The organism is Prevotella sp. P5-126 (assembly GCF_002251185.1).
Classification (GTDB): Bacteria; Bacteroidota; Bacteroidia; order Bacteroidales; family Bacteroidaceae; genus Prevotella.
Window position 1 is genome coordinate 1 of record NZ_NPIZ01000007.1, and the last position, 26,894, is coordinate 26,894.

Annotated in this window: 26 protein-coding genes; 18 read left to right on the plus strand and 8 right to left on the minus strand. The window is 45.8% G+C overall.

Annotation, left to right across the window (positions count from 1 at the left end; translation table 11 throughout):
* The first annotated feature begins 128 nt into the window (after positions 1-128).
* The 7 genes from CIK90_RS00695 (at position 129) to CIK90_RS00725 (ending at position 5,282) form a co-directional block, all read left to right on the plus strand.
* Positions 129-701: a hypothetical protein gene (locus CIK90_RS00695; RefSeq protein WP_094464070.1), complete on the plus strand. Its 573-nt coding sequence runs from the start codon at positions 129-131 to the stop codon at positions 699-701.
* Positions 702-1,212: 511 nt separating this feature from the next.
* Entirely contained in the window at positions 1,213-1,728 is a 516-nt protein-coding gene (locus tag CIK90_RS00700; protein ID WP_094464100.1) for a hypothetical protein, read from the plus strand.
* A 492-nt stretch (positions 1,729-2,220) separates the two neighbouring features.
* Positions 2,221-2,427 (plus strand): helix-turn-helix transcriptional regulator, encoded by a 207-nt coding sequence (locus CIK90_RS00705; protein ID WP_094390064.1) that lies wholly within the window; start codon positions 2,221-2,223, stop codon positions 2,425-2,427.
* A 7-nt stretch (positions 2,428-2,434) separates the two neighbouring features.
* Entirely contained in the window at positions 2,435-3,928 is a 1,494-nt protein-coding gene (locus CIK90_RS00710; protein ID WP_094390063.1) for an RNA-binding domain-containing protein, read from the plus strand.
* A gap of 137 nt (positions 3,929-4,065) precedes the next feature.
* Complete coding sequence (locus tag CIK90_RS00715) at positions 4,066-4,248, plus strand: hypothetical protein (protein ID WP_094464071.1); 183 nt, start codon at positions 4,066-4,068, stop codon at positions 4,246-4,248.
* 129 nt (positions 4,249-4,377) lie between these two features.
* On the plus strand, positions 4,378-4,683 hold the full coding sequence (locus CIK90_RS00720; protein WP_094436148.1) for a LysO family transporter: 306 nt from the start codon (positions 4,378-4,380) through the stop codon (positions 4,681-4,683).
* Positions 4,680-5,282, plus strand: a complete 603-nt coding sequence (locus CIK90_RS00725) for a lysine exporter LysO family protein (RefSeq protein ID WP_094464072.1) — start codon at positions 4,680-4,682, stop codon at positions 5,280-5,282. The genes CIK90_RS00720 and CIK90_RS00725 overlap by 4 nt, the downstream gene beginning before the upstream one ends.
* 249 nt (positions 5,283-5,531) lie before the next feature.
* Here CIK90_RS00725 and CIK90_RS00730 read toward each other — a convergent pair whose 3' ends face one another.
* From CIK90_RS00730 to CIK90_RS00740, 3 genes are all read right to left on the minus strand, one after another.
* Positions 5,532-5,894, minus strand: coding sequence for a hypothetical protein (locus CIK90_RS00730; protein ID WP_094440606.1), 363 nt, complete (start codon positions 5,892-5,894; stop codon positions 5,532-5,534).
* Between the two features lie 11 nt (positions 5,895-5,905).
* A complete protein-coding gene (locus tag CIK90_RS00735; protein ID WP_094440607.1) occupies positions 5,906-6,085 on the minus strand; it encodes a hypothetical protein in 180 nt (59 codons plus the stop codon).
* A 107-nt stretch (positions 6,086-6,192) separates the two neighbouring features.
* Positions 6,193-7,677, minus strand: a complete 1,485-nt coding sequence (locus tag CIK90_RS00740) for a pectinesterase family protein (protein ID WP_094464073.1) — start codon at positions 7,675-7,677, stop codon at positions 6,193-6,195.
* Between the two features lie 282 nt (positions 7,678-7,959).
* On the opposite strand from CIK90_RS00740, the gene CIK90_RS00745 reads away from it, so the two are divergent.
* The 5 genes from CIK90_RS00745 to CIK90_RS00765 all read left to right on the plus strand — a co-directional run bounded on the left by CIK90_RS00745 (position 7,960) and on the right by CIK90_RS00765 (position 13,944).
* On the plus strand, positions 7,960-10,464 hold the full coding sequence (locus tag CIK90_RS00745; RefSeq protein WP_094464074.1) for an alpha-L-arabinofuranosidase C-terminal domain-containing protein: 2,505 nt from the start codon (positions 7,960-7,962) through the stop codon (positions 10,462-10,464).
* Between the two features lie 208 nt (positions 10,465-10,672).
* Complete coding sequence (locus CIK90_RS00750; protein ID WP_094464101.1) at positions 10,673-11,455, plus strand: ZIP family metal transporter; 783 nt, start codon at positions 10,673-10,675, stop codon at positions 11,453-11,455.
* Positions 11,456-11,715: 260 nt separating this feature from the next.
* Complete coding sequence (locus tag CIK90_RS14035) at positions 11,716-11,964, plus strand: hypothetical protein (protein ID WP_158216007.1); 249 nt, start codon at positions 11,716-11,718, stop codon at positions 11,962-11,964.
* Positions 11,921-12,490, plus strand: coding sequence for a methylated-DNA--[protein]-cysteine S-methyltransferase (locus tag CIK90_RS00760; protein WP_094464076.1), 570 nt, complete (start codon positions 11,921-11,923; stop codon positions 12,488-12,490). The genes CIK90_RS14035 and CIK90_RS00760 overlap by 44 nt, the downstream gene beginning before the upstream one ends.
* Positions 12,491-12,594: 104 nt before the next feature.
* On the plus strand, positions 12,595-13,944 hold the full coding sequence (locus CIK90_RS00765) for an NAD(P)-dependent oxidoreductase (protein WP_094390053.1): 1,350 nt from the start codon (positions 12,595-12,597) through the stop codon (positions 13,942-13,944).
* Between the two features lie 89 nt (positions 13,945-14,033).
* Here CIK90_RS00765 and CIK90_RS00770 read toward each other — a convergent pair whose 3' ends face one another.
* The 3 genes from CIK90_RS00770 to trxA are packed head-to-tail and all read right to left on the minus strand — an operon-like array spanning position 14,034 to position 17,764.
* The gene (locus CIK90_RS00770) at positions 14,034-14,960 is read right to left on the minus strand and encodes a LysR substrate-binding domain-containing protein (RefSeq protein WP_094390052.1); all 927 of its coding nucleotides are present in this window, start codon (positions 14,958-14,960) and stop codon (positions 14,034-14,036) included.
* 7 nt (positions 14,961-14,967) lie between these two features.
* On the minus strand, positions 14,968-17,451 hold the full coding sequence (locus CIK90_RS00775; RefSeq protein ID WP_094464077.1) for an FAD-dependent oxidoreductase: 2,484 nt from the start codon (positions 17,449-17,451) through the stop codon (positions 14,968-14,970).
* Between the two features lie 16 nt (positions 17,452-17,467).
* Positions 17,468-17,764, minus strand: a complete 297-nt coding sequence (gene trxA, locus CIK90_RS00780; protein ID WP_094390050.1) for a thioredoxin — start codon at positions 17,762-17,764, stop codon at positions 17,468-17,470.
* Between the two features lie 223 nt (positions 17,765-17,987).
* Here trxA and CIK90_RS00785 point away from each other — a divergent pair, with 223 nt between their 5' ends.
* The 4 genes from CIK90_RS00785 (at position 17,988) to CIK90_RS00795 (ending at position 21,084) form a co-directional block, all read left to right on the plus strand.
* Complete coding sequence (locus CIK90_RS00785) at positions 17,988-18,449, plus strand: peroxiredoxin (RefSeq protein WP_094390070.1); 462 nt, start codon at positions 17,988-17,990, stop codon at positions 18,447-18,449.
* Between the two features lie 53 nt (positions 18,450-18,502).
* On the plus strand, positions 18,503-19,075 hold the full coding sequence (locus CIK90_RS00790; protein WP_094464078.1) for a 2'-5' RNA ligase family protein: 573 nt from the start codon (positions 18,503-18,505) through the stop codon (positions 19,073-19,075).
* Complete coding sequence (locus tag CIK90_RS14600; RefSeq protein WP_144007183.1) at positions 19,047-19,238, plus strand: 4Fe-4S binding protein; 192 nt, start codon at positions 19,047-19,049, stop codon at positions 19,236-19,238. Before CIK90_RS00790 ends, CIK90_RS14600 begins: the two co-directional genes overlap by 29 nt.
* A gap of 208 nt (positions 19,239-19,446) precedes the next feature.
* A complete protein-coding gene (locus tag CIK90_RS00795; protein WP_094390048.1) occupies positions 19,447-21,084 on the plus strand; it encodes an ABC-F family ATP-binding cassette domain-containing protein in 1,638 nt (545 codons plus the stop codon).
* A 273-nt stretch (positions 21,085-21,357) separates the two neighbouring features.
* On the opposite strand, the gene mtgA is transcribed toward CIK90_RS00795, so the two are convergent.
* Together mtgA and CIK90_RS00805 are read right to left on the minus strand one after the other, a co-directional pair.
* On the minus strand, positions 21,358-22,083 hold the full coding sequence (gene mtgA / locus CIK90_RS00800) for a monofunctional biosynthetic peptidoglycan transglycosylase (protein ID WP_094464079.1): 726 nt from the start codon (positions 22,081-22,083) through the stop codon (positions 21,358-21,360).
* A complete protein-coding gene (locus CIK90_RS00805) occupies positions 22,084-22,749 on the minus strand; it encodes an OmpA family protein (RefSeq protein WP_094464080.1) in 666 nt (221 codons plus the stop codon).
* A 132-nt stretch (positions 22,750-22,881) separates the two neighbouring features.
* On the opposite strand from CIK90_RS00805, the gene proS reads away from it, so the two are divergent.
* Both proS and rpsA read left to right on the plus strand, forming a co-directional pair.
* Positions 22,882-24,360, plus strand: a complete 1,479-nt coding sequence (gene proS, locus CIK90_RS00810; protein WP_094464081.1) for a proline--tRNA ligase — start codon at positions 22,882-22,884, stop codon at positions 24,358-24,360.
* Between the two features lie 426 nt (positions 24,361-24,786).
* The gene (gene rpsA / locus CIK90_RS00815; RefSeq protein WP_094390044.1) at positions 24,787-26,568 is read left to right on the plus strand and encodes a 30S ribosomal protein S1; all 1,782 of its coding nucleotides are present in this window, start codon (positions 24,787-24,789) and stop codon (positions 26,566-26,568) included.
* The last annotated feature ends 326 nt before the right edge of the window (positions 26,569-26,894 follow it).

A 26,894-nucleotide genomic window follows, 5' to 3' on the forward strand; every position in this document is an offset into this window, starting at 1 on the left:
GTTGGTAGGTCAAAAAAAATGGCTTACCAACTTTTTGTGTTAAAGTATTGTTAAACTTAGTAAGACAAACGTTTGTGTAGTAATAATAATGTAATTTTGCAAACAAAAACTAACAAAACTACACTATTATGAAAAAGATTTTATCCATTTTGATGATTTCGCTGTCTTTATCCTTACAGATAAGTGCCCAACAAGGCGAAACTGGTATCTATTACAATGACAAAACTATTTCTTTCTCACGTATTGTTGGAAAGAAAGTGGGTAACGTCGCTGGGGCATATTTTACCTTTGGTCTATCTTCAGCTAAAGCGAAGATAAATATTGAAGGACGAAACTCCGAAAATACAGTTGCTTCAACTAAGCCAACTTTTGTGTTTAAGTTCGGTGATAAAAGTCCTATCACAGGCGACCTTTTTGCTAACGAGGAAAATGTAACTCGCTTCCTTCTTGTTAAAATTAAGACAAATGGAAAACAAAGGTCTATAATCGCAGGCAAATACGGGCTTACTCAGATTAAAACAAATGTGGATAGTAAAGATATTATTGCCCTGAAGCTCGAAAGTAAAGGCAATGGCGTGTACGAAGTAACACCTCGTGAAACCCTCGAAATGGGCAAGGAATACGCTTTCTACTACAGGCAAAAAGAGGAGGATAAAAGCAATCCTTTCTATGGAGTGTTTGATTTTGTAGTGAAGGAATAACTACAAAACCTCGAATAATCTCAACACGACAGCCATACCATTAGCCGCTATACCTTTGTGCATGGTGGCTAATATTGTTCTTGCCTTGTCGTTTGGAGAAGAGAATGTCACAGTGACAGGTCATTGACATCATGACTTACAATTCTTACAGCTTACAGTATTACAGTTTTTGGAAAGGAAAAATAGGTTTCGCGAGGACTGTTCCTGTTTCTTGGACAACGCCAATGTCAATCGCAAGCGTTACAGTTGACAGTTGACAGTTTCCGAAAACGATTTTTTTGTGTTACAAATAACAAATAACAGATAACAGTTTCCATAAACCATATTTTGCATTTCAAGCGTTACAGTTACAGTATTACAGTTTTTGAAAGCAAAAGTCAGGGTGCACGGATTTTTTATTGCCACGTAAATCTGTTAAAATCGTGATTCTTTCCACGAATTATCGAGATATTTTCGTAACTTTGCCATGATCTATTTGAACAATAACACATATTCTAAAAAACGTGACACCATGATAACGGAAGAACGACTAAAGGGTGCGTATAGTGAAGGAGAGGCATTGGCCATTTATAATGAGGTGAAACAATCGGGAGACCTCATAGGTTTTTGTCGCACCTATATGAATCATGAAGACTATCAAGTGGCTCGCAATGCACTTTGGGGACTAACCAAGGCCAGCAAAGCGGAGCACACACAGCTGCAACCACTACTCCACCCGCTCATAGATTTAGCAATGCAGACAGACAACGCTTCTGTTCGTCGCCTGTCGCTCTATCATATTGAGCGCTTGAAACTGGAAGAGGATGATCTTCGCACCGACTTCCTTGACTTCTGCTTAGCCCACATGGTCAATCCTGATGAGTTTCCCGGTATTCAATCTCTCTGCATGAAAATTGCCTATCGGATGTGTAAGTTCTATCCAGAACTGATGGGAGAGTTTATGCGCACCATAGAGAGCATGGACATGACTTTCTACAAGCCAGCGGTGAAATGTGTCAGAAGCAGGATTTTAGGCAGTAAGCGTTAGACTACGAATAGCGTTGTCATCAATCCAAAGCGTGACAATATAACAGTATAACAGTTTTTGAAAAGCATAACAACGAAAGTTGGGGAAATGCGTTCCATTTATAGTATTTGGAAGTAACAGATTACCAATTATTTATGGCTAATACGGTAGAAAAGTGGATTGGGTTTTATTTGAAGGTTTAAGGAAAGTGAAGGTTTAACGATTTTAACTTGCTTTTACGAACAAATGTGAGGTTTGGATGACATAATGAAGGAATAGACGAGAAATAAGTGGACGCTGTCAAAAGAGAAAATAGAATGGGATGCAGTTGAAACTATACCCATTCTCTTATATACAGATAACTTAACCTTATTGTCTGTATATAAAGAGGTATAAAGTCAAATGCTTTGTATTTGGGAGAACAACACTCTTTTAGACAGATTTATGTGGATTTATTCATTATTCTCGGATAAAAGCAGTAACTTTGCGACAGACACAACAAATAATTGAAGTATGGCAGATTTGAATCGTATCAAGACAGTATTGGCAGAAAGAGGTATTATGAGTAAATGGTTAGCTAAGACATTGCATAAAGACCCTGCCACAGTGTCGAAGTGGTGCAACAACCATGCACAACCAGACTTGAAGACATTGGCACAGATAGCCGAGGTTCTCAAGGTGGATATACACGAGTTGATTTGCCATACAAAAGTGAAATGAACAGAATATGAGATATACCATAGAAGAGATACGTCAGATGCCCGAAGGGCAGACTTTCGACTGCAAGAGCATTCACATCGAACCGAAGGCTCTCGCCAATACTATTGTCGCGATGGCAAATGCCGATGGCGGTATGATTGCCGTAGGTATATCCGACAAGACTCGTCGCATCGAGGGTGTTGACCAAGACAAGGCTCATTTGAACGAGATACTGAGCACACCGTTTGATTTCTGTGTGCCCACCATCTCTGTCACGACAGAATTCATACCTTGCCAAGACAGCGAGGGCAATGACAACCATATACTGATAATCCATGTCCCTGCCAGTCCTCGCCTCCATGCCAACCAAGCTGATGAGGCTTTTTGGCGAGTGGGCGACAAGTCGCGCAAGCTACCCTTTGAGGAACGTCTGCAACTGATGTATGATAAGGGTGAACGCTATTATGAGGACACCCCTGCCTACGATGCCACAATTGAAGACATCGACATGGATGCAGTAAAAGCATACATGAAGCGCATTGGTTATGGCAAATCTCCGATGGAATACCTACAAGAGAACAAAGGATTCCTGACTTACAAGGGCGATGTTCCACAAGTCAGCACTGCCTGCATCTTGCTCTTCGGCAAGCATCCTCAAAACTTCTTCCCTCGTGCCCGCGTACGTTTCATCAAGTACTACGGTACGGAGGAGAAAGTCGGCAGGGAGATGAACGTCATCAAGGATGTTACCTTTGAGGGGCGCATCCTCGACCAAATACAGAAGACCATCGACTACCTCGAAACCCAAGTAAAGGAACATTCCTATCTGGGCGAGGACGGACTCTTCAAGACCGACAGGGAATATCCCAAGTTCGTGATACAAGAGATGACGGTGAATTCGGTTTGCCACCGCGATTACAGTATCAAGGGCACAGAGATACAGATAAAGATGTTTGACAACCGCCTGGTGTTCGAGACACCAGGCAAATTGCCTGGAATCGTCCGCGCCGACAATATCCGCCACACTCACTTCTCCCGCAATCCCAAGATTGCAGAGTACTTGAAAGCCTACGATTATGTAAAGGAGTTCGGCGAGGGTGTTGACCGTATGTGCCGTGAACTTTCCGCCATCGGTACGAAGGAACCTCAATATAATCTGGTCGCCTTTATCATGAAAGCCACGGTGTGGGCAAATGTGCTGGAGGAGGGGCAAGAAAACACTATATCCGACCAGAAGCGACCAGAAAGCGACCAGAAAGATAGTAAAACTACCCAGAAACCACCCAGAAACTACCCAGAAACTACCCAGAAACTACCTCTGGATATAACGCCCGTACAAAAAGAAATTATCGATTTCCTGCTTAAATGTCCATATGCGGGACGTAAAGAAATATCATCTCACTTAGATTCTTTATCAGAAGATGGTGTAAAATACAACTTAAAATTACTCCAGCAGAAAGGCATCATAAAACGCATAGGTCCAAATAAGGGAGGGTACTGGAAAGTTTTGATATTTGAATAGGAACTAAAACAAGGACTAATTATGTGGACAATAGGATATATACACTATATAACAAACAAGATTGCTTATATTACATATTCTCATGTTGATCAGGATATACCTTACCAGTTAAAATGCGATAAAGGGTTGTTCCACGCATGGTCAATCCTGATGAGTTTCCCGGTATTCAATCTCTCTGCATGAAAATTGCCTATCGGATGTGTAAGTTCTATCCAGAACTGATGGGAGAGTTTATGCGCACCATAGAGAGCATGGACATGACTTTCTACAAGCCAGCGGTGAAATGTGTCAGAAGCAGGATTTTAGGCAGTAAGCGTTAGACTACGAATAGCGTTGTCATCAATCCAAAGCGTGACAATATAACAGTATAACAGTTTTTGAAAAGCATAACAACGAAAGTTGGGGAAATGCGTTCCAAACAGGAAACGGATAAGTAAAACGAGAAAACAATGCTCAAGATTGTAATGATTATGCTATGCGGAATAGGTACGGGTTACCTGCTCCGCAACCAGAAAATGAGTTTTATCGGCCGTATCATCACGGCACTTATTTGGGTACTCCTATTCCTCCTCGGCATCGAGGTAGGATCGAATCCAAGTATCGTCAATGGTCTCCAGACGCTGGGTCTCGAAGCCATCGTATTAACGCTGGGCGGCAGTATCGGCAGCGCAATCTTTGCTTGGGCATTATGGAGATATGTAACAGCCAAACAGAAAGACAAGACATCGGTTGAACAGGAAGGAGGCAAGGCATGAAAGGCAGTCTGATTATCGTAGGCTTCTTTGTCCTCGGCATCATCGTGGGATTGTGTGACGTGATTCCCGACAGCTTTGTAAATAGCGACGTCAGCTATTATGCCCTTTGCTGCCTGATGTTCTGCGTAGGCATCAGCATCGGTTGCGACACTTCTGTACTGAAGAGTTTCAAAGAGGTCAATCCTCGTTTGATGATGCTTCCCATCATGACCATTCTGGGCACGTTGGCAGGATGCGCTGCAGTATCTGTCCTATTGGGGCATCGTCAACTTACCGACTGTCTGGCGATAGGTTCTGGATTCGGCTACTACTCTCTGTCGAGCATCTTCATCACCCAATACCGTGGTGCAGAACTTGGTACAATCGCTTTGCTTGCCAACATCAGCAGAGAGATTCTCACCCTGTTGTGTGCCCCACTGTTGGCGAAGTATTTTGGAAGATTGGCACCTATCAGCGTAGGTGGTGCCACCACGATGGACACTACCCTCCCCATCATTACCCGTTATACGGGTGAGAGTTTCATCATCGTGTCCATCTTCCATGGCTTCTGTGTAGATTTCTCCGTGCCATTCTTGGTTACATTCTTCTGTTCGTTCTAACTTCATAGAAATTGACAGTATGTCTGAGCTTGGGCAGTTTGCTCTCGGAATAGGACATTTGTCTCGGAACGAACAATATTAAACCAAGATTCTTCTTATGATAAAGAAGTGAAAGACATTCATCATTCAATATTATTTCATAACTTTGGATAAAATCGCAAACCAAATGTACGAAAAAAATCCCGTGAGTCGTATGCCACCCACGGGATTTTATGGTTATTTAATAGAAAATACTTAGAGCCAGGCATGTTAATTGTATAATTCTGGGTCGCCCTGCGAACGGTCAACAAATTCCTCGTCGTATTCCTCGCCTGGTATCAGGTCATCGAAATCAGGGTCGTCGTAAGGGTCTCGGTCATCGTCATCTGTTCCAATGATAATTCCTCCTTTTCCCTTTTTGGTGCTGACAGATTTTCTTATGCTGTCATTATGTAGCCTAATAGAGTCAAGCCCCCGCTGGATTGCCTCTCGGCGCTTATTATCCCAACGGCGAAATTCTTCTTTTTGTTTTCGCTCTTGCAGGGCATAGTAGGCTGTGCAACCAAATAGGCAGCCCATAACAAGAACGGTTACCCATAAGCCTCTCCAAAACTCTTTGCTTAGTTTTTTCATTGTGTTCCTACTTAATGGCGATGATACTTTTTCAGAGTTCCCTGTATGAGGATATTGGCCTGCTCCTCGGCAGCCTCATTAGGCTTGAACTCTGACATGTGAATAGAATTGTTCTGTCGCTTTATATATTCCCATACATCGGGATATTCCTTGAACTTATATTCGCTTTCGCGTCGGAATACTGGACTCATAATCACTTGTTATTTGGCGCAAATTTACAAAAAGTTTCTGGAATAACTTTCGCAAGTGAACAAAAATCAGCTTGCGAAAGTTGTAATAGGTATTCTCTTATTTTAGCCTACCAGTTCAGCACCCACCTTGCATCAGCGTATTTTCCTATCAGCTCAGCATCCTTGATGGCATCAAGCTGGCGAACATACTGGTGTCTCCGGCTGACATCTATAGCCTTACCATCCTTGTCATGGCTGTTGAATTCCAACAGGGTGACCGTAGGTTCAGCCACAGGTTCAAAGCCTATGGCAGGCACACCGTCCAACGTGCAGTTGAGCAACACACATTCAGAATGAGGATAGGGCTTTCCCTGGTTGTGTGGCAGACGAGCGATCACAGCATTCTCACCCAATCCCTTAAAGGTACAGTCGTTGAAGATGTTACCATGGTTTTCGGCCGTATTTCTTATCCACATGAAGGGGCCATGAGTGGAAATGGTACAATGATTGAAGTATGACGGACCTCTGCCTAAGACCGTATCTCCTCCTCCATCTATGATGCAGTTGAGCCAGTAGGCCGATCCGTTCGCTTGAAGAGCATCTCCGTCGCCAATGACATGTACATTCTCAGAAAAGTTTCTCTCACCATTGAGCAGGAACCCCTCAGCCTGTCCCTTACAATCGGTCTTGAAGGTGATGTTCTTGAAAATCATATCAGCGCAATTGTCAGCAGCTACCGCAGCACGACGTGAGGGGAATGTTCCCTTCACCTCGTTGGTTTTGATGTCAACAGGATGAGGATTGAAAACCTCGTTATTGGGATAATGCACCACAACCCCATCCATAGATTCACCTTGAATGGTCACAAACCGCTTATTACGGAAATACACCAGTTCTTCATAGTCGCCATTCTTCACAAAAACAGTTTTCCTACTCGCTTCCGAGGGCAACGAGTCTGGCATCCAATCCATGGCACCCTGCAGAGTGGAGAAATCTCCGCTTCCATCAGCAGCCACCACCACCTGAGATTTATCTGTTGAAGGAGCCTTTGCCTTGGTAGTAAACTTCCATGATTTCTTGCCATTCCATCCCTCGATGACTCCCTTGCCTATCTTAATTTCATACTCATGTCCGTAATCCAACATATTGTTGTGTAGATAAACAGTAGCCTTATTACCATGACAGATAACAGGATAGAAGTGGAAGGCATCAGAGAATCCGCCGATAATCGTCTTCTGATACTTGCGCTTATCTTCTTTGGCAGCACCCGATGGAGTGCCCGGACGTGTGTTACGATTGGTAATATGCTCCGACTTATAGATATAAGGTACAGGAGTATATGTTGCATGAGGATTAACAGGCTGTCCTTCTGTTGGCCCTGCCGGAACGGACATGTCGATTTTGTCAACCACCTTGTTAGTGGTTTTGTCAAACACCGTGACAATCCCCTTTGTGCCCGCCTTTACCGGTTGGTCAAACTCAATAATGAGATGTGTGTCGATGTTGATGTTGTGAGCATTCTCCTTAGGATAAAAACCTACTGGAGACTGTGCCAGCAGTTTCATACATACGATGAAAGCTGCCATTGTAATAAAGATTCGTTTCGTAGTCATTGTTTTTAAGTTGTTTGGAGTTGCAATATTACAAAAAAATATTGAGAAATCCTATATTTTTAAAGGAATTATTATTGGATAGCAATAAAACACATTTTTATACCACAAATATGTTACTGAACTTTCGCATGTGGGGAAGTTAAGGGAAGTTAGAGTATTTCTTATGCTTGGATGTTGCACAATTCATAATAATTACTTATCTTTGCAAAGCAGAAAACAAGTTTCGGTCTGACGGAACATGCAAACGAACCTGATATACTTAATAGACAACAGACCCAAGATATGATGAAACCTAAGCACCTACTCTCCTGGATAGCCTTGCTGACCGCAATGGATATGAGCGGATCCCCCATGGATCAGGATGAACCTGCGTATAAAATCGTGAATCAGGATTCTATTTGCCAAATCTTTGTTTATTCTCCTGCAGCAAATCAAGGCTTACACCTGGCTTATCTCACCGATGATGACCGGTGGATAGACGTCGGGCAGCTGTGCACCAGCGATTTCGGTCCATGGGGCAGCGAGAAGAAGATGTATCGCCCGTTTGTGACAAAAGCAAACGATGGTACATGGCGTGCGCTATGGAGCGTAAACAACAGTTCGCCTCAGTTTGCCGTGGCTTATTCTGAAGATCTGGTAACATGGCGTCCTCAGGACTACCCCATCGTGAAAGAGAAGGGTATCAAGGATGTGGTTGCCTATCAGATGGACGATGATTCTTTCAACATCTATCTACAGACAGCCGAGGGCAAGCGATATGTACATGCAGACAAGGATTTCCGCACCTTTTTAGAGGATTCCATAGAAGCCGTTGCCGACGATATACTTTGGCAACGCGACACAGTTACCATCAATGGCAAGGTGTTGGAAGGCAACGCCTTCAACATCCCCGCCATCCATCTCGATTTTATTCGGGCATGGCATAAGGCACTTGCTGACGACAACAAGGAGAATGGCAGACCATTGCCGCACACCGAGGCAGAACTTCAGGCCTACCTGAAGGAAAAGCATGTGAAGTTGGCAGCCGGTAATGAGATTACAGCCCAACTGCAAATCCAAACCCACAAGTCGCATCGCATCTCAGACAAACTCATCGGCATCTTCTTTGAGGATATCAGCCGTGCTGCTGATGGTGGTCTTTGTGCCGAGTTGTTGCAGAACGGCGACTTTGAGTATCATGGCGAGAGAAAAGGATGGAAGGCAACTACAGCATGGCAGGGACTGGAGACCGTATCTGCCATTTCAGTAGAAAATGGAGTCAGCAAGAACAATCCTCATTATGCTATTCTGACAGATAATCCTGTTTATAATATCGGTTGGGAGGGCATCCACATCAAGCATGCCACCTATGATGTGAGTTTGTTTGCCCGTTGTATGGACGGGAAGAAGAAGCAACTCACCATAGCCTTGGTGGATGCAGAGAATAACATCGTGGCCAAGACCAAAGTGAAGATACAAGGTGACCAATGGAATGAATACAAGAGCCAACTGGTGGTTTCCGATAAATATAAGGACGAACCGGGCAAAGCCATCCGTTTCGCTGTCATCCCTAAAGGCAAAGAAAGAATGGCAGTGGATATGCTGAGTCTCATGCCTCGCGACACTTACAAGGGACATGGCCTGCGTAAGGATTTGGCCGAGGTGATTGCCGATTTGCACCCTCGCTTCGTCAGATTCCCCGGTGGTTGCATGCTGCATGGTCAAGGACTGGAGAACATCTACCATTGGAAAGAAAGCGTAGGACCGCAGAAGGACCGCAAGCCGGCATTCAACATTTGGAACTACCACCAGACCCGCAAACTGGGATTCTTTGAGTATTTCCAATGGTGCGAAGACATGGGTGCAGAGCCTCTGCCGGTGTTGGCAGCCGGAGTGCCTTGCCAAAATTCACAACCTAATGCCAAGGGCATCTGCGGTCAGCAAGGAGGCATCCCTATGGCCGACATGCCTCAGTATGTCCAAGATGTGCTCGACTTGGTGGAATGGGCAAATGGCGACCCTGCCACGTCAGCATGGGCGAAGATGCGGGCAGAGGCAGGCCATCCGGCTCCTTTCAACCTGAAGATGGTGGGCATTGGCAACGAAGACCTGATTTCTACCGATTTCGAACAGCGCTATCTGATGATTTGCAAAGCCTTGAAGGAGAAACATCCAGAGATAGAAGTAATAGGAACCGTAGGCCCGTTCCACTATCCATCTTCGGATTATATAGAGGGATGGAAAATTGCCAAGGAGCACAGGCAATGGATTGATGCCGTGGATGAACACTACTACGAACAACCGGGATGGTTTATCAATCATCAAGACTATTACGACAACTACGACCGCAAGGCGCCGAAGGTTTACCTGGGTGAATATGCTGCCAACGGAAATAACGAGCTCGACCGTGCCCTTGCAGAAGGAATTCATCTCTGCAACATAGAGCGTAATGGCGATGTGGTTGAAATGACATCCTATGCTCCCCTACTCTGCAAAGACGGTTATCACAACTGGAATCCTGATATGATCTACTTCGACAATAGCGAGAACATCCGCCTTACCGAGAGTTACAAGATTCAGAAGATGTTCGGACAGCATGCCGGCGATACGTATATCGCTTCGGAACTGAATCTGCCAGCAGCCTTGAAACGCTACGTCGGTACAAGCGTGGTGAAGGATTCAAAGACGGGCAAGACATGGCTCAAGGTGGTGAATGCATTACCTCGTGTGCTCAAACTCAATCTGAATGGTCTTGGCAACAAAACTGTAGAAATACAACCTCGCTCTTCGCAGGTCATCGAACTATAGGCGCCATTCTGCTGCAACAGAAATAGTCTGATCAAGCAAGTCATGACATGAGAAAGTGGTTATTTTCCCCACTTATTGAAATGCTGCCAAGTGAATTCAAACTTTTGATGTCAAGATGACGAATGGAAAATCCCGAACACATCCCGAACACATCCCGAACACATCCCGACACGATCGGAAATAAAAACAAACGAAGATGATGACAGAAATGACAATAACAATAATCATAGGACTGATGATTCCGCTATTAGGAACTATGGTCGGTTCGGCATTCGTATTCTTTATGAAAGACGAAATGTCTGAACAACTGCAAAAGTCGCTGTTGGGCTTTGCCTCTGGCGTAATGGTAGCTGCTTCCGTATGGTCTTTACTCATCCCAGCTATGGATATGGAGGCAGGCTGTGGCAAATGGTCGGTAGTGCCTGCTGCCGTGGGATTTCTAATGGGTATCGGCTTCTTGCTACTTATCGACGAACTGACGCCACACCAACACCTCGGTACCGACAAGCCTGAGGGTATCAAGTCACACTTGTCAAAGACAATCATGCTTGCCCTTGCCGTAACCATCCATAACCTGCCTGAAGGAATGGCTGTGGGTGTGGTGTTTGCAGGTGCAGAAAACAGTTCCGCCCATATTTCCTTAGCTGGCGCTGTTTCCATGGCAATAGGTATTGCCATTCAAAACATCCCTGAAGGCGCCATCATCTCTATGCCTATGCGAGCGGCAGGCAACAGCCGATGGAAGTCGTTTATGTTAGGTTCGCTTAGTGGAGTGGTCGAGCCGGTTGGAGCCGTTGCCGTTCTGTTGCTTGCCTCACTCATCATGCCTGCCCTACCCTATATGCTTGCTTTTGCAGCAGGAGCCATGGTCTATGTGGTAGTGGAAGAACTGATTCCAGAGGCGTCCCACGGTGAGCATAGCAACCGCAGCACCATTGGCTTCGCCATCGGTTTCGTACTGATGATGGTGCTTGATGTTGTGATGGGATAGCAAAGCGAGAACATATCTCCACCATCCTCGACAAATACGGCTGTTTGCGAAACGTGTGGGGAAGTTAAGGGAAGTTAGGGAAGTTAGAGAGAAGTTAAGGGACAAATGTCCTACGTCTTACGGCAAAAGGCTATTGTCTCTTAACTTCCCGAACGACCGTAGGGAGTGATAACTTCCATTTTATGGCACCTTTTCTCGCCATGACAGAATTAAAGCGAGCTTTATTCTGCTCATTTGGCTTAACGAAAACGTTCCATTTTATGGCACATTTTCTCGCCATGACAGAATTAAAGCGAGCTTTATTCTGCTCATTTGGCTTAACGAAAACGTTCCATTTTATGGCACATTTTCTCGCCATGGCAGACCTCGAACGAGCTCGGGTCTGCTCATCTGGCTTAACGAAAACGTTCTTTAACTTCAATCAATTCCATCAGTTGCGAAACTTGAATAAAATAACAGGAATACATGCCGCTGATCAGCATCCAGTATTACAACTCGCCATGCGGTAAACTCGTCTTGGCATCCATGGCAGGCGAACTGTGCCTTTGCGACTGGAACGCGAATCCTTGTGCCGAGCGCAACCTGCGTCGGCTAACAGGGAGTGTGGATGCCTCTATCAAGACAGAAGCCACCTCGGTCTTGGAAGAGACCAAAAAGCAACTCGATGAATATTTTGCAGGCCGTCGCCAGACCTTCGACATCCCGTTGCGTCCCATAGGCACAGACTTTCAACATCGCGTATGGAGCGCATTACTCCGCATCCCCTACGGAGAAACAAGGAGTTACAAGGATATTGCGCAAACCGTCGGGCGTCCCCAAGCCGTCAGAGCCGTGGCAGGGGCTATTGGGGCAAACGGCATCAGCATCCTCATCCCCTGCCATCGCGTCATAGGCAGCAACCACAGCCTGACAGGATTTGCAGGAGGCCTGGAAGCAAAGCGCATGTTGTTGGAGATGGAGCACAGACGCGTGACGGACGCACCTTCCCAAGATTTACCGAGATTCAGGCTTAGCGCTCAGAAAAACTGGTCATAGAAGGCTAAAAAAAGCATGCGCCTGTGTCGAACTTGAAAAAAATACATTATCTTTGCAGAAAGTTTGCACAGTTCTCTGTTGCGACAGAAGAAACAAACGAAAATATGGAAACAGAAAACAAATCATTTCAAGAAGTTAACGAGGGCTACACCATGCTTGAGGCTATCAACGAGGCTAAACGCTGCCTGCATTGCAAAGTGCCTCAATGCAAGAAAGGATGTCCTATAAGTCATGATATTCCTGACTGGATTCACGAGTTGTCGATGGGTAACCTCGGCAATGCCATGAACATCATCAACAACAAGAGTAATCTGCCTTCCGTTTGCGGTCGGGTGTGTCCTCACGAAAAGCAATGTGAAGGACACTGTGTGCTCAACAAGAGGGGCGAAGGCATTCGCGTGGGCAAACTGGAGAGATTTATTGCCGACTTCGACGGCAATATGAGTCTTATCCGCGAGAACCTATTGCCAAAGACGAGAGGTAAGATAGCCGTTATCGGTTCTGGCCCTGCCGGACTGACCATTGCCGGCGACATGGCCCGACAGGGCTTCAATGTTGAAATTTTTGAGATGGAACCAGAACCGGGAGGGGTACTGATGTTTGGCATTCCTGAATATCGCCTGCCCAAGGAAATCGTACGCCGTGAGATTAAGAAGATAGAAGAGCTGGGTGTGGTGTTCCATTGCAACACCACCGTAGGCAAGGGTGATCTGACCATCGAGAAACTCTTTGAAATGGGCTATGATGCCATTTTCATGGGCACAGGAACGGGCGTGCCTAAGAAACTCCACATCCCCGGCAGCAATCTTAAGGGCGTGCGCCAGGCTATATGGTTTTTGCGGCGCGTCAGCCTCTACAACGAGGGCAACCTTAGCCGAGAGGAAGTGGTGGTGCATGAAGGCAACCGCGTATTTGTGATAGGTTGTGGAAATACTGCCATGGATGCTGCCAGAACGGCAGTACGCATAGGAGCGAGCCACGTGGAAGTGGTTTATCACCGTACCGTCAACGAGATGAGTGCACTCCGCTCGGAGTATGAGGATGCCGTGGCAGAAGGTGTGAAATTCAGTTGGCAATCGAGCATCGTGGAGATTCACGATGATAATGGAACGCTCAACGAGGTGGTTATCGAATCCAATGGCGAGCGCCGCACTGAGAAGGCCGATTTCGTCATCATGGCGGTTGGCTCTGCCCCTGCAAGTAGAATTGTATCTACCACGACGGGTATCGACGTAGATGAACGCGGCTACGTCCTGACTCGTGAAAAACCGTATGGCATGACTACCCGCAAAGGGGTGTTTGCCGGTGGCGACGTGGTAAACCGCCCTTCAACTGTTGTTCTCGCCATGCGCGATGCAAAACGTGTGGCTGAGGGCATGGCACAATATGTTGATGCTGTGAAACTCATAGAGGCTGTAAACGAAAAGGGCGAGATGAAGAAACCTGAAGTTTAGGATGCTTTTTCATCGTCAGCATAACGGTCATACTCCAAGAATCGCTGCTGTGGATTCTTGGAGTATTTTTTTTAGATCAGACTTTTTAATCACAGTCTTATACCATACTTCGCTATTCTCTCGCTGAGCATTCCCTTGGGCATGAATTCCATCAGAGCATCTGTAACGGTATTGAGCATTTGCTCGCGGATATAGTCTTCTTTGACATACAAAGAAACACGCCGTTGGGAGAGACAGTTGCCTTCTATCGGGCGCACATTCTTACGTTGCTGCTCGGTAAGAAGCGGCAGATGCATCTCTGGAATGATGGTGAATCCTCCATTCGCATCCACGATATGTACCAACGTGGTGATGCTGCCTGCTTCATAGATATGATTGCCCTTGTTTCGGGCCTTGCAGAAGGAGAAAGCGCTGTCACGCAAACATTGTGCATCCTTCATGATCCACATGTTCTCGTGTTCCAGATTTTCGGGTTTGAAAACCGGCAGTTTCCGCCAGCAACTTTCGGCAAGATAGACCATGAATTTCTCGGTATAGAGAGGTATTTCAAGGATTCCTTCACACCCATTGTCCGAAATAGCGATACCGGCATCCAGTTCGCCTCGTAAAAGCGATTCTACCATGAAATTCGCCTTCATTTCCTGAATCGACAATTCTACAGCGGGAAACAGTTCCCGATAGTGTTTGATGAATTGGGGCAGGATATACGGGGCTATGGTAGGGCCTACAGCAAGAGCAAATCTTCCCCCTATCGTCCCCTTGTCTTCGTTGATGATTTCTCCTATGCGTTCAACTTCCATGAGTGCTTTTTCTGCCTGTTGGATAATCTTTGCTCCGGCAGTTGTCGGAGCTACAGACTTGTTGGAACGTTGAAAGATGCGGATATCCAGTTCCTCTTCAAGTTTCTGAAGCATAGCACTTAGCGTAGGCTGCGACACATGACACGACTCAGCCGCCTTCGCAAAATTGCGAAAGCGGTTGACGGCTATGATATATCTAAGCTGTTGTATGTTCATCGTTCTGTCATATAAAGAGGTTTACATTGGCTTGGTCGGCTCGTTCCATATAACTGGCAACGCCTCCTATGGTGACATTGTCGAGCAATTCCTCACGGTTCACCCCCATGACGTCCATCGACATCTGACAGGCAATAAACTCCACACCGTTGTCAATGGCTTGCTGCCGAAGCGACTCCAGCGAATCGACACCTTTCTTTTCCATCAGATAGCGCATCATCTTGGCACCTATGCCCATCATGTTCATTTTCGACAGCGCCAACTTGGAGGAGTCTTTAGGCAGCATCCAACCAAACATCCGACCGAAGATGTCCTTCTTCACCCGAGGCTTATGGGCTTTTTTGATGGCGTTAAGTCCCCAAAAGGTAAAAAAGATACTCACCTTCTTTCCTGTAGCTGCTGCGCCATTGGCAAGTACAAACGTGGCGAGCGTTTTATCTAAGTCATCGCTAAACAGGATCAAGGTCTTGCCCATATCATGGGGATGCGGTCTGCTGGCTTCTATTGCACAGGGAGTGGTCTTTTCTATTATGGCTATATAGACACCGGATTCAGACCTCTTACCCAAAAATTTATTGCCTGTTGTACGACACCATGCCTCGGCATCACGTGGAAAGGCGGCGTCCGTGGCACGTACCTCCAACTGTTGACCGGCATTCAGCCCGTCCATCGCCTGCTTCATCTTCATGATGGGTCCCGGACATTGAATACCGCACGCGTCAACCTTGACGACGGAAGAACCGGCAGCGCACGATGAGTTCTCTGTTTGCCCTTCTGCTATTTCAGAGCTCATCTTGTCTGTTTCATCAAAGCCATCTGGCGTTTCGATTGTTGCTGTTGCTGCCTTATAGGTTTTCAGACCGCCTATCAGATTGCGAACAACCTTATAACCATTAGCCTTAAGGATATTGGAAGCCAGATAACCGCGTAATCCTACCCCACAGAACAACCATACAGGTCGGTCGTTAGGAATTTCAGAGAGTCTTTCTCTCATATCGTCCAAAGGAATATTGACGGCTCCGGAGATTGTTCCCAGCGCATACTCGTCTGGAGTACGCACGTCAACTAATGTCACCTTGGTGATGTCTGCCTCTTTCAACTCGCGCCAATAGAGCGGCGTCATTTTATCGGTCAGAATATTACCAGCTACATAGCCAGAAATGGCAACAGGATCTTTTGCCGACGAGAATGGCGGAGCGTAAGCATGCTCTAAGCGGGTGAGGTCTCTCACGGTCGCCCCATTCTTGATAGCCATTGCATATTCGTCGATGCGCTTATCCACGCCATCATACCCAACAATCTGAGCACCATAGAGTTTTCCATTTTCAGGAGAGAAGGTAATTTTGATATCCATCTGCAGACTGCCTGGATAATAACCGGCATGTGCACCATTATGAATGGTGGCAGAGAGATAGGGAATATCCATCTGTTTGAGTCGTTTGGCAGGAAGGCCGGTTAATGCGACGGTAAGATCGAATACTTTGGCGATGGCAGTTCCTATAGCCCCTTCATATTTCTCTTTATTACCCAAAACCATATTGTCTGCAACAATACGCGCCTGACGGTTGGCAGGTCCTGCAAGGAAGTTAAGCCATGGCTTACCGGTAATAGGATGTGGAAACTCTATGGCGTCACCCACGGCATAGATATTCTCGTCAGAAGTCTGAAGGTATTCATCTACCCAGATACCCCGCATTTCACCCAACCTCAATCCAGCAGCTTGAGCCAGACGTGTTTCTGCACGCACGCCGATGCTCAAGAGCACCATATCAGCCTTGAGGCGAATGCCAGACTTGAAATGTACCGTCAGTTCTTCACCCTCACGCGAGAATCCTTCAACGGCCTGTTTCAGATATAGTTTCACATTCTGTTGTTGTAAGTGATCATGTACCAGCGACGCCATGGAATAGTCAATAGGTGACATCACCTGATCAGCCATTTCCACTACCGCCACTTGGGCACCTGCATGGCTCAGGTTTTCCGCCATCTCCAGTCCGATAAATCCACCTCCTACAATAACAGCACGCTTCACTTGATGACTGTTCATATACGCCTTGATACGGTCGGTATCGTTGACATTTCTCAAAGTGAAGATGCCTTCACTGTCTATACCTTGCAAAGGTGGTACAACGGGCGACGCTCCAGGAGAGAGCAATAGTTTGTCGTATGTTTCGGTATAGTCTTTTCCATCCGCTGTATGTATGGTAACCTGCTTCGCAGCAGTATCAATAGCCGTTACCTCGCTCAGCGTACGTACGTCGATATTGAAACGTTTGCCGAACGCTTCGGGAGTCTGTACAAACAAACGGTCGCGCTCATCAATCACGCCTCCTATATAATAGGGCAGTCCACAGTTGGCATAGGAGATGTATGCCCCTTTGTCGAAAAGGATGATTTCTGCATCTTCCGTCATACGTCGGATGCGTGCTGCAGCAGTCGCGCCTCCTGCCACTCCTCCTACTATAATATATTTTTTCTTGTTTGCTGTCATCGTCAATAGTATTTTTTTATTGAAATTGTGCAATCACTCGTTTAAGTTCGCTTGATGGCATGGCTCCACTCTGTCGCCATTTCATCTCTCCTTCTTTGAAGATCATAAGCGTAGGAACCGACTGTATGCGCATCTGCATGGCAACGGCTTCATTCTTATCCACATCTACTTTGACGATGCGAATGCTGTCGCCTAATTCTTTCTTGAGCTGTTCCAATACGGGGTGCATCATTCTGCAAGGACCGCACCATGTTGCGTAAAAATCCACCAGAGTCAACTGACTACTTTGGATGATGTCTGAAAGTTTTTCCATATCGTTATTGTTTTTATTTGTTTTCGATTTGATGTTGCAAAGATAGGCAATCTTTTATAGATAAACAAACTTATATATCTATATTACGATAGATAATAGCTATCAATAATCAAAAAAATCCATAAATATGATTGGTCGTTATGAATAATATATTTATCTTTGCAGGCGAATGGCATTTGTATTACCATTGCCAAGAAATAACAATCTAAAAAAACATACCATTATGACTATCGGAGACAAAATACCGGAGGTGCTTGGTATAGACCAAGACGGACGTGAGATTAAGGCAAGTGACTATCGTGGCCGCAAAATTGTGCTTTACAGTTACCCCAAAGCCAATACCAGCGGATGTACCGCGGAAGCCTGTTCCTTGCAGTCGCACAAGGCGGAGCTAGCGGCAGCCGGTTACGAGATTATCGGCGTGAGCAAAGACAAACAAGCCTTGCAGAAAAAGTTTGCTGACACCCAAGGGTTACAGTTTCCACTTATTGCCGATACAGAGACCACCTTATTGCAGGAACTCGGTTGTTGGGGCGAGAAGGTTGCTTGTGGCAGAAAGACCATCGGCATTCTCCGCACCACTTACCTCGTAAATGAAGAAGGCGTTATCGAGAAAATCTTCACTCCAAAGGAAATCAAAACCAAAATCCATGCTGAGCAGATCTTGGACTACATCAACAAATAACAATTTGTATTCAAGTCCAACATAGTTAGGAAGAATAAAACCGAACACTCTCCATGGCTCGCATATTCATAGCAATACGTTTCGACGATGAGTTAAAAAAGACTCTTGTCGCCTTACAACAGACATTAAAGGCGAAAGGAGTTGCAGGAAACTATTGTTCGTATGGTAATCTCCACATGACGCTTGCATTCATAGGTGAAAGCGTTTTCGTTAAGCCAAAGGAGCAGAATAAAGCTTGCTTTGATTCTGCCAAAGAGAAATGCCAAAAGACAAAGTCCATGGATGTACTGCCTGAAATTCACAAAGCCGTGAGCGAAGTGGAGTTTGAACCTTTCACCATGACCTTAGGCAAACTTGGAACATTTTCTACAAAAAACGGGGTTATCTGGTGTGGGATAAAGGAGAGCGAACCAATCACAACTATTGCCAATAAGCTGCGCGAACGTCTCTCTGCAAATGGCATATCTTATAGTTCCCTGGCTTTTTCCCCACATATTTCCTTGGTTCAACATCCCACAAAAATCATAACTGACATAGAGGTTCCCGAAGTCTCTATAAAGGTAGAAAGAATCTTCGTCATGAAATCCGAGCGTATCAATGGTGAACTCATATACTCGGAACTATGAGACGTCGAATCGTAAGTATTGCATAAGAAACTGTATCGGCTGCATGCGTTGTGTTTCCGTTTGTCCTGCCCATGCAAGAGGGATTGGCGAGCGTCTAAACCAATTGACTGCATTTCTTGCCCCGCTTTGTTGCGAAAGGAAGAAAAACGAATTGTTCATTTAATGACATTCAGCTTTCGTAAGATTTATATAAGGATTTTGTCGTCTTTTACCTTCGGGATGCGTTAATTCTACATCATCGATTTCTGTTTACAACCTTTTTTTCGTAACTTTGCAACTTTGTTGATAACAAACTGTATCAGCACACGACCGCAAACAGACCCGATATTCTGTTTTTGCAGCGTTTTTTACTATAACCACAAGAAAGAAATATGATTACTGTTGATGGATTGACCGTCGAATTTGGCGGAACCACCCTATTCAAAGACATCTCCTTCCAAATCAACGAGAAGGACCGTATTGCCCTGATGGGAAAAAATGGCGCAGGAAAGAGTACTCTGCTCAAAATTATTGCCGGGGTACGCACAGCAACAAGAGGTACCGTTTCGGCACCAAAAGACTGCGTCATTGCCTATCTACCACAGCATCTGATGACTGAAGACGGACGAACCGTGTTTGACGAAACCTGCCAGGCATTTGCTCATCTTCATGAGATTCAGGCGGAAATAGACCGCATCAATAACGAACTCACTACACGTACTGACTACGAGAGTGACGAATACATGCAACTCATCGAGAAGGTTTCGACACTATCAGAAAAGTTCTACGCCATAGATATGAGCCACTTTGAAGAGGATGTGGAGAAAACACTCCTCGGTCTTGGATTCGAGCGTTCTGACTTCAACCGCCCTACCAGCGAGTTCTCAGGAGGCTGGCGTATGCGCATCGAACTGGCAAAACTGTTGCTCAAATCACCAGACGTTCTTCTCCTTGACGAGCCTACCAACCACCTCGACATAGAATCTATCGGCTGGCTTGAGGACTTTATTTGCAATAGTTCTAAAGCGGTGATTGTCATCAGCCACGACCGCAAATTCGTGGACAACATCACCACCCGAACCATTGAGGTGACCATGGGACGCATCTATGACTACAAAGCTACTTACAGCCACTATCTGGAACTGCGTAAAGAGCGCCGCGAACAGCAAATGAAGAAATATGAGGAACAGCAGAAAATGATTGCCGAGACCAAAGACTTCATCGAACGTTTCAAAGGTACCTATTCCAAAACCTTCCAAGTGCAGAGTCGGGTAAAGATGCTTGAAAAACTGGAACTCATCGAAGTGGATGAAGAAGACACCAGCCATCTGCGCCTGAAATTCCCACCAAGTCCTCGAAGCGGCGCCTACCCTGTACAAATGAGCGATGTAGCCATGGCGTTCGACGACAAAAAGGTTTTCAGCGGAGTGAACCTTACCGTGGAACGTGGCGACAAGATTGCTTTCGTGGGGCGAAACGGAGAGGGTAAATCAACATTGGTGAAGTGCATCATGGGGCAACTGAAAAATGAAGGGAAACTTCAGCTCGGCCACAACGTACAGATTGGCTATTTCGCCCAAAACCAAGCATCGCTACTCGATGGTGAACTTACCGTTTTCCAGACTATTGACGATGTGGCTAAAGGTGAAATACGCAACAAGATACGAGACCTCCTCGGCGCCTTTATGTTTGGCGGAGAAGATTCTACCAAGAAAGTAAAAGTGCTCTCAGGTGGAGAACGTACACGTCTTGCCATCCTCAAACTCTTGTTGGAACCCGTCAACCTGCTAATCCTCGACGAGCCCACCAACCACCTTGACCTCAAGACCAAAGATGTGCTCAAGCAAGCACTTCAAGACTTTGATGGCACACTCATCGTTGTCAGCCACGACCGCGACTTCCTTGATGGCCTTGTCAGCAAAGTCTATGAATTCGGTCATGGTCGCGTACGCGAACACTTATGTGGCATCTACGAGTTCCTTGAGTCCAAAAAGATGGAAAGTTTGCAGGAATTGGAAAAGAAACAATAGTGCATTATGCGAAAATAGTTTGCCAACGCAGCACATCACAATCAATATTGTCACTTTTTCTTTACATATCAATATGATTTCATATTACACCGTTCCTCATACATCTTAATATATATAAGTCCGTGGCATTTCCCAAGTAAGTCTGATGCAACTCCCACGTAAGTCCCAATAAACATACGGACGACATGGGGGACAGAGAGGAAACAGATAAGAGAAACAAAAAAACTCCCTGTCGATTTCCGACAAGGAGAATACCATATTGCAAAGCAATAATCATTTATCAGGCAACGTCTTTACAAACCTCATTTCACGCAAAATGCGCCCCTGACGTTTTCGTAGATAAGGACCAGGATCAGCAGAATTGTATTTGCGCGGATTGGGTAACGAACCGGCAATAAGAGCACACTCCGACTTTGTCAAATCGGCAGCTGACTTATGGAAATGCCACTCTGCCACAGCACTCGCACCATAAATTCCATCACCCATTTCTATAGAGTTTAGATAGACCTCCATAATGCGCTCTTTAGACCATATCAACTCAATAAGCGCGGTAAAATAGACCTCAAAACCCTTACGTATCCACGAACGGCCAGGCCAAAGAAAAACATTCTTAGCGGTCTGTTGTGAGATAGTAGAGGCACCAAGTTTGCGCTTTTCGGGATGACTGATATTACGCATGGCAGCATACTCTATGGCTCGATAGTCAAAACCATGATGGTCAAGAAAACGAGCATCCTCACCTGCCATAACTGCCTTGGGAAGTGAAGGGGAAATATCCTCAAGAGGCACCCAACGATGGCGCAACACCAATTCATGCCCCTGTCCTGCCTGTTGGAAAAGACGGATAAACATGAGCGGAGTAAACCAAACAGGCACCCAACGCAATACGACAACAGAAAGAATAGTGGAAACGAAAAACGTTGCCACTATCCATAATAACACTTTTCTTATCTTCTGCAAAACAAGAGTTTTAGTCTGCGATACTGTAAGTTTGCCCATTTAGTTTGCCTGTTGTGCCTGCTGAATAGTCTTCTGACTGGCGTACATATATACCTCTACTCGACGATTGAGCTTACGACCTGCAGCAGTACTATTATCTGCTACAGGATTAGTAGAACCCTGGCCTTCAATACGCTTAATCTGAGCGGATTTTACACCACAAGAAAGGAGATAACTATTAACACTCTGAGCACGACTGACAGACAACGGCTGGTTAATACCATCGTTACCCGTATTATCGGTATGACCAATGATGGCAATATCGAGGTCAGCATTATTATTAAGCACCTTAGAGAACTGTGCCAGCGAGTTTTTGGCACTCTGACTGAGTTCGGCCTTGTTGGTGGCAAAAAGAATAGCTGAGTCAAACGACACCTTGACAGCATCGAGTCCATTGGTATCTTTCACAGTTTCAACCTGAGCATTTTTTACCTGGGCAGCCTCAGCCTTCACCTTATCCATACGTTTGCCGATAATCGCTCCTGTTCCTGCACCTACTGCGGCTCCGATAGCTGCGCCAACAGCAGTATTTCCTGCAATTTTTCCGATTATACCTCCAAGCACAGCACCACCTCCAGCGCCAATACCTGCTCCTTTCTGCATGTTATTGCACCCTGTAAAGAGCATGCCAAAGCAGAGTGCAAGCGAAATAGCCTTGATTTTCATTCTTTTGTGTTTTTTGTTACGTGAATACTTATTAAATTGATGCAAAGGTAGAAAAAAAAATCATTTATGAATTATGAATTATGAATTATTTAGTAACTTTGCACCAAATTTTAGATTTCTACAAGTATTTTTATGGCAAAAGAACTTAAAGAGCTGACAAAAAGAGCAGACAACTACAGCCAGTGGTACAACGACCTTGTGGTCAAGGCCGACCTGGCCGAGCAATCAGCCGTGCGTGGATGCATGGTGATCAAACCTTACGGCTATGCTATCTGGGAAAAGATGCAACAGCAACTGGACAAGATGTTTAAGGAAACTGGCGCACAGAACGCCTATTTCCCTCTGTTGATACCAAAATCATTCCTTAGCCGCGAAGCCGAACACGTAGAAGGCTTTGCCAAGGAATGCGCCGTGGTGACCCACTATCGCTTGCGCGCCAAAGAAGACAAAAGTGGCGTAGAAGTAGATCCAGCTGCAAAACTGGAGGAAGAACTCATCGTACGTCCTACCTCAGAAACCATCATTTGGAACACATACAAAAACTGGATTCACTCATGGCGCGACCTGCCTTTGATGTGCAACCAGTGGTGTAACGTAATGAGATGGGAAATGCGCACACGCCCATTCCTCCGTACCTCAGAATTTCTGTGGCAAGAAGGTCACACCGCCCATGCCACCAAAGAAGAAGCAGAACAAGAAGCACAGAAAATGCTGGCTGTTTATGCAAAATTTGCAGAAGAATGGATGGCTGTACCCGTATTGAAGGGTGTAAAGAGCGAAACAGAGCGCTTTGCAGGTGCACTCGACACCTATACCATCGAGGCCATGATGCAAGACGGAAAGGCACTGCAAAGCGGTACTTCACACTTCCTCGGGCAGAACTTCGCCAAGGCCTTCGACGTCACCTATCTTAATAAAGAGAACAAACCGGAATATGTCTGGGCCACCTCATGGGGCGTTTCTACCCGACTCATCGGTGCTCTCATCATGACTCACTCAGATGACAACGGTTTGGTATTACCTCCAAAACTGGCCCCTATCCAGGTGGTCATCGTACCCATCTCAAAGGGAGACGATTTGAAACACATCAGCGAACGTCTGCAACCCGTCATCGACGAACTGCGTTCAAAAGGCATCAGCGTGAAATATGATGACTCGGACAACAAGCGTCCCGGCTTCAAGTTTGCCGACTACGAACTTAAAGGTGTACCTGTACGCCTCGTAATGGGTGCTCGCGACTTAGAGAACGGCACCATCGAAGTGATGCGCCGCGATACTTTGGAGAAAGAAACACACTCCATCGACGGCATCGCTCAGCATGTAGAGCAGTTGTTGGAAGACATCCAGAAGAACATCTTCGAGAAAGCACGCTCATGGCGCGACTCACGCGTTTATGAATGCGACAACTACGAGGAGTTTAAGGAACGCGTGAAAGACGGAGGTTTCTTCCTCTGCCACTGGGACGGCACCGCCGAGACCGAGGCAAAGATCAAAGAAGAAACTCAGGCCACCATTCGCTGCGTACCTTTTGCCTACGAGCAGACTCCGGGCATAGATATGGTCAGCGGTAAGCCTTCAAAAGCACGCGTCATCATCGCCAGAAGCTACTAAGCAAAAAAAAAACGAGAAAACCGCAATAAAAACCGCGCAGACTCACAAAGGAACCACGTAAATACGTGACAAAAAACATGAGCCAAGTCAGACTTAGTTTGACTTGGCTCATAACATAAATATAAAACAAAGAAAAATCACCGTTTTCGTTAAGCCAAATGAGCAGAACCGAACTCCTTCGAGTTATGCCATGGAGAAAAAACGAAGAACGAAGTTCAGGGTTCACGTTAAGCCAAATAAGCAGAATAAAGCTCGTTTTTATTATATCCCGGCGAGAAAACGAAGGATATTATACAACTTTCGGCAAAAAACTTTGGTAGGAAACTATTTTTTTTGTAATTTTGCAGCCGATTTGTGGGTATAGGCCTACAATCACAGTTCACATAAAGTCCAACTTTATTAAATTAACAAACAATTTTTTTAATTATGTCAGAATTAACAAAGAACGTACAGCCGCTGGCCGATTTCGACTGGAACCAGTTTGAAAACGGTACGACTGTCAATGTCAGCAAGGAAGACCTCGACAAGGCCTACGATGAGACTCTCAACAAAGTGAGCGAGCATCAGGTAGTAGAGGGAACCGTAATCAGTGCAGACAAGAAAGAAGTAGTCGTAAACATCGGCTACAAGAGCGACGGTATCATCCCCGCATCAGAATTTCGCTACAACCCCGACCTCAAAGTAGGTGACGTTGTAGAGGTTTACGTAGAAAATGCAGAGGACAAGAAAGGTCAGCTCATACTTTCTCACAAGAAAGCACGCCTCTCTAAGAGCTGGGAGCGTGTTAACGCAGCCCTCGAGAACGAGGAAATCATCCAGGGCTACATCAAGTGCCGCACTAAGGGCGGTATGATTGTTGACGTATTCGGCATCGAGGCTTTCTTGCCCGGTAGCCAGATCGACGTTCACCCCATACGCGACTACGACCAGTTCGTAGGCAAAACCATGGAATTCAAGGTTGTCAAGATCAATCAGGAGTTCCGCAACGTAGTAGTTTCACACAAGGCTCTCATCGAGGCCGAACTGGAAGCTCAGAAGAAAGAAATCATCAGCAAGCTCGAAAAGGGTCAGATTCTCGAAGGTACTGTCAAGAACATCACTTCTTACGGTGTATTCGTTGACCTCGGCGGTGTTGACGGACTCATCCACATTACAGACCTCTCTTGGGGTCGCGTAGACGATCCTCATAAGGTAGTAGAGCTCGATCAGAAAATCAATGTCGTTATCCTCGACTTCGATGACGAGAAGAAGCGCATTGCTCTCGGTCTGAAACAGCTCACTCCACATCCATGGGACGCTCTCGATGCAAACCTGAAGGTAGGCGATCACGTGAAGGGCAAGGTAGTCGTTATTGCCGACTACGGTGCATTCGTAGAGATCCAGCCTGGTGTAGAGGGTCTGATCCACGTATCAGAGATGTCATGGAGCCAACACCTGCGTTCAGCTCAGGAATTCCTGAAGGTTGGCGACGAGGTAGAGGCCGTAATCCTCACTCTCGACCGCGACGAGCGCAAGATGTCACTCGGTATCAAGCAGCTCAAGGAAGATCCATGGGAGGCTATCGAAGTGAAATATCCCGTTGGCAGCAAACACAGCGCCAAGGTTCGCAACTTCACCAACTTCGGTGTATTTGTTGAACTTGAAGAAGGTGTTGACGGCCTGATCCACATCAGCGACCTCTCATGGACTAAAAAGGTTAAACATCCTTCTGAATTCACACAGGTTGGTGCACAGATTGACGTTGTCGTTCTCGACATCGACAAGGAAAACCGCCGTCTCTCTCTCGGCCACAAGCAGCTTGAGGACAATCCTTGGGATGTATTCGAGGAGAAATACACCGTTGGTTCTATCCACGAGGGTAAGATCGTTGAACTCCTCGAGAAGGGTGCTGTTATCCAGCTCGACGAGAACGTAGAGGGCTTCGCTACTCCTAAGCACCTCGTTAAGGAAGATGGCTCACAGGCTACTCAGGGTGAGGTTCTGTCCTTCAAAGTTATTGAGTTCAACAAGGACTCTAAGCGCATCATCCTCTCTCACAGCCGCACTTTCGAGGATCCTCAGCGTGAGGAGAAGAAGGCTGCAGCCAAGAAGGCTCGTGCCGCTAAGAAGGACGACGCTCCAAAGATTGAGAACATCGCAGCAAGCACCACTCTCGGTGACCTCGACGTTCTGGCCAATCTGAAGGCTCAGATGGAGAAGGGTGAATAATCCCTCCCACTCCACAATATAAGCAGAGGCTGCAATCGATAAGGTTGCAGCCTCTCTTTGTATTCATAAGTTATTCATAAGTTACTTGCTTTGTTTTCTTCTCTATCCTCTATGTCTTTTTAGTATTACATAGAAGACAACAGTTCACAATCTGCGAATTCAAATAAAAAAATCCATAGGCCCATGATTTCTGGATTTAATATTCAGAGAATCTGTAGTTCCATGAGCCGATAGCTTTCCAAGAATCCCCATAACATACACGAAGGATACAAATGGAAAGACTGAAATCTTAACTCTAAACCACATACCCATAATGCCCTACTCTA

Bases quoted from the DNA above. Each gene is read 5' to 3' on its own strand.
- CIK90_RS00695 (WP_094464070.1), top strand. From the start codon at position 129: ATGAAAAAGATTTTATCCATTTTGATGATTTCGCTGTCTTTATCCTTA.
- CIK90_RS00700 (WP_094464100.1), top strand. From the start codon at position 1,213: ATGATAACGGAAGAACGACTAAAGGGTGCGTATAGTGAAGGAGAGGCA.
- CIK90_RS00705 (WP_094390064.1), top strand. From the start codon at position 2,221: ATGGCAGATTTGAATCGTATCAAGACAGTATTGGCAGAAAGAGGTATT.
- CIK90_RS00710 (WP_094390063.1), top strand. From the start codon at position 2,435: ATGAGATATACCATAGAAGAGATACGTCAGATGCCCGAAGGGCAGACT.
- CIK90_RS00715 (WP_094464071.1), top strand. From the start codon at position 4,066: ATGGTCAATCCTGATGAGTTTCCCGGTATTCAATCTCTCTGCATGAAA.
- CIK90_RS00720 (WP_094436148.1), top strand. From the start codon at position 4,378: ATGCTCAAGATTGTAATGATTATGCTATGCGGAATAGGTACGGGTTAC.
- CIK90_RS00725 (WP_094464072.1), top strand. From the start codon at position 4,680: ATGAAAGGCAGTCTGATTATCGTAGGCTTCTTTGTCCTCGGCATCATC.
- CIK90_RS00730 (WP_094440606.1), bottom strand. From the start codon at position 5,894: ATGAAAAAACTAAGCAAAGAGTTTTGGAGAGGCTTATGGGTAACCGTT.
- CIK90_RS00735 (WP_094440607.1), bottom strand. From the start codon at position 6,085: ATGAGTCCAGTATTCCGACGCGAAAGCGAATATAAGTTCAAGGAATAT.
- CIK90_RS00740 (WP_094464073.1), bottom strand. From the start codon at position 7,677: ATGACTACGAAACGAATCTTTATTACAATGGCAGCTTTCATCGTATGT.
- CIK90_RS00745 (WP_094464074.1), top strand. From the start codon at position 7,960: ATGATGAAACCTAAGCACCTACTCTCCTGGATAGCCTTGCTGACCGCA.
- CIK90_RS00750 (WP_094464101.1), top strand. From the start codon at position 10,673: ATGACAATAACAATAATCATAGGACTGATGATTCCGCTATTAGGAACT.
- CIK90_RS14035 (WP_158216007.1), top strand. From the start codon at position 11,716: ATGGCACATTTTCTCGCCATGACAGAATTAAAGCGAGCTTTATTCTGC.
- CIK90_RS00760 (WP_094464076.1), top strand. From the start codon at position 11,921: ATGCCGCTGATCAGCATCCAGTATTACAACTCGCCATGCGGTAAACTC.
- CIK90_RS00765 (WP_094390053.1), top strand. From the start codon at position 12,595: ATGGAAACAGAAAACAAATCATTTCAAGAAGTTAACGAGGGCTACACC.
- CIK90_RS00770 (WP_094390052.1), bottom strand. From the start codon at position 14,960: ATGAACATACAACAGCTTAGATATATCATAGCCGTCAACCGCTTTCGC.
- CIK90_RS00775 (WP_094464077.1), bottom strand. From the start codon at position 17,451: ATGACAGCAAACAAGAAAAAATATATTATAGTAGGAGGAGTGGCAGGA.
- trxA (WP_094390050.1), bottom strand. From the start codon at position 17,764: ATGGAAAAACTTTCAGACATCATCCAAAGTAGTCAGTTGACTCTGGTG.
- CIK90_RS00785 (WP_094390070.1), top strand. From the start codon at position 17,988: ATGACTATCGGAGACAAAATACCGGAGGTGCTTGGTATAGACCAAGAC.
- CIK90_RS00790 (WP_094464078.1), top strand. From the start codon at position 18,503: ATGGCTCGCATATTCATAGCAATACGTTTCGACGATGAGTTAAAAAAG.
- CIK90_RS14600 (WP_144007183.1), top strand. From the start codon at position 19,047: ATGGTGAACTCATATACTCGGAACTATGAGACGTCGAATCGTAAGTAT.
- CIK90_RS00795 (WP_094390048.1), top strand. From the start codon at position 19,447: ATGATTACTGTTGATGGATTGACCGTCGAATTTGGCGGAACCACCCTA.
- mtgA (WP_094464079.1), bottom strand. From the start codon at position 22,083: ATGGGCAAACTTACAGTATCGCAGACTAAAACTCTTGTTTTGCAGAAG.
- CIK90_RS00805 (WP_094464080.1), bottom strand. From the start codon at position 22,749: ATGAAAATCAAGGCTATTTCGCTTGCACTCTGCTTTGGCATGCTCTTT.
- proS (WP_094464081.1), top strand. From the start codon at position 22,882: ATGGCAAAAGAACTTAAAGAGCTGACAAAAAGAGCAGACAACTACAGC.
- rpsA (WP_094390044.1), top strand. From the start codon at position 24,787: ATGTCAGAATTAACAAAGAACGTACAGCCGCTGGCCGATTTCGACTGG.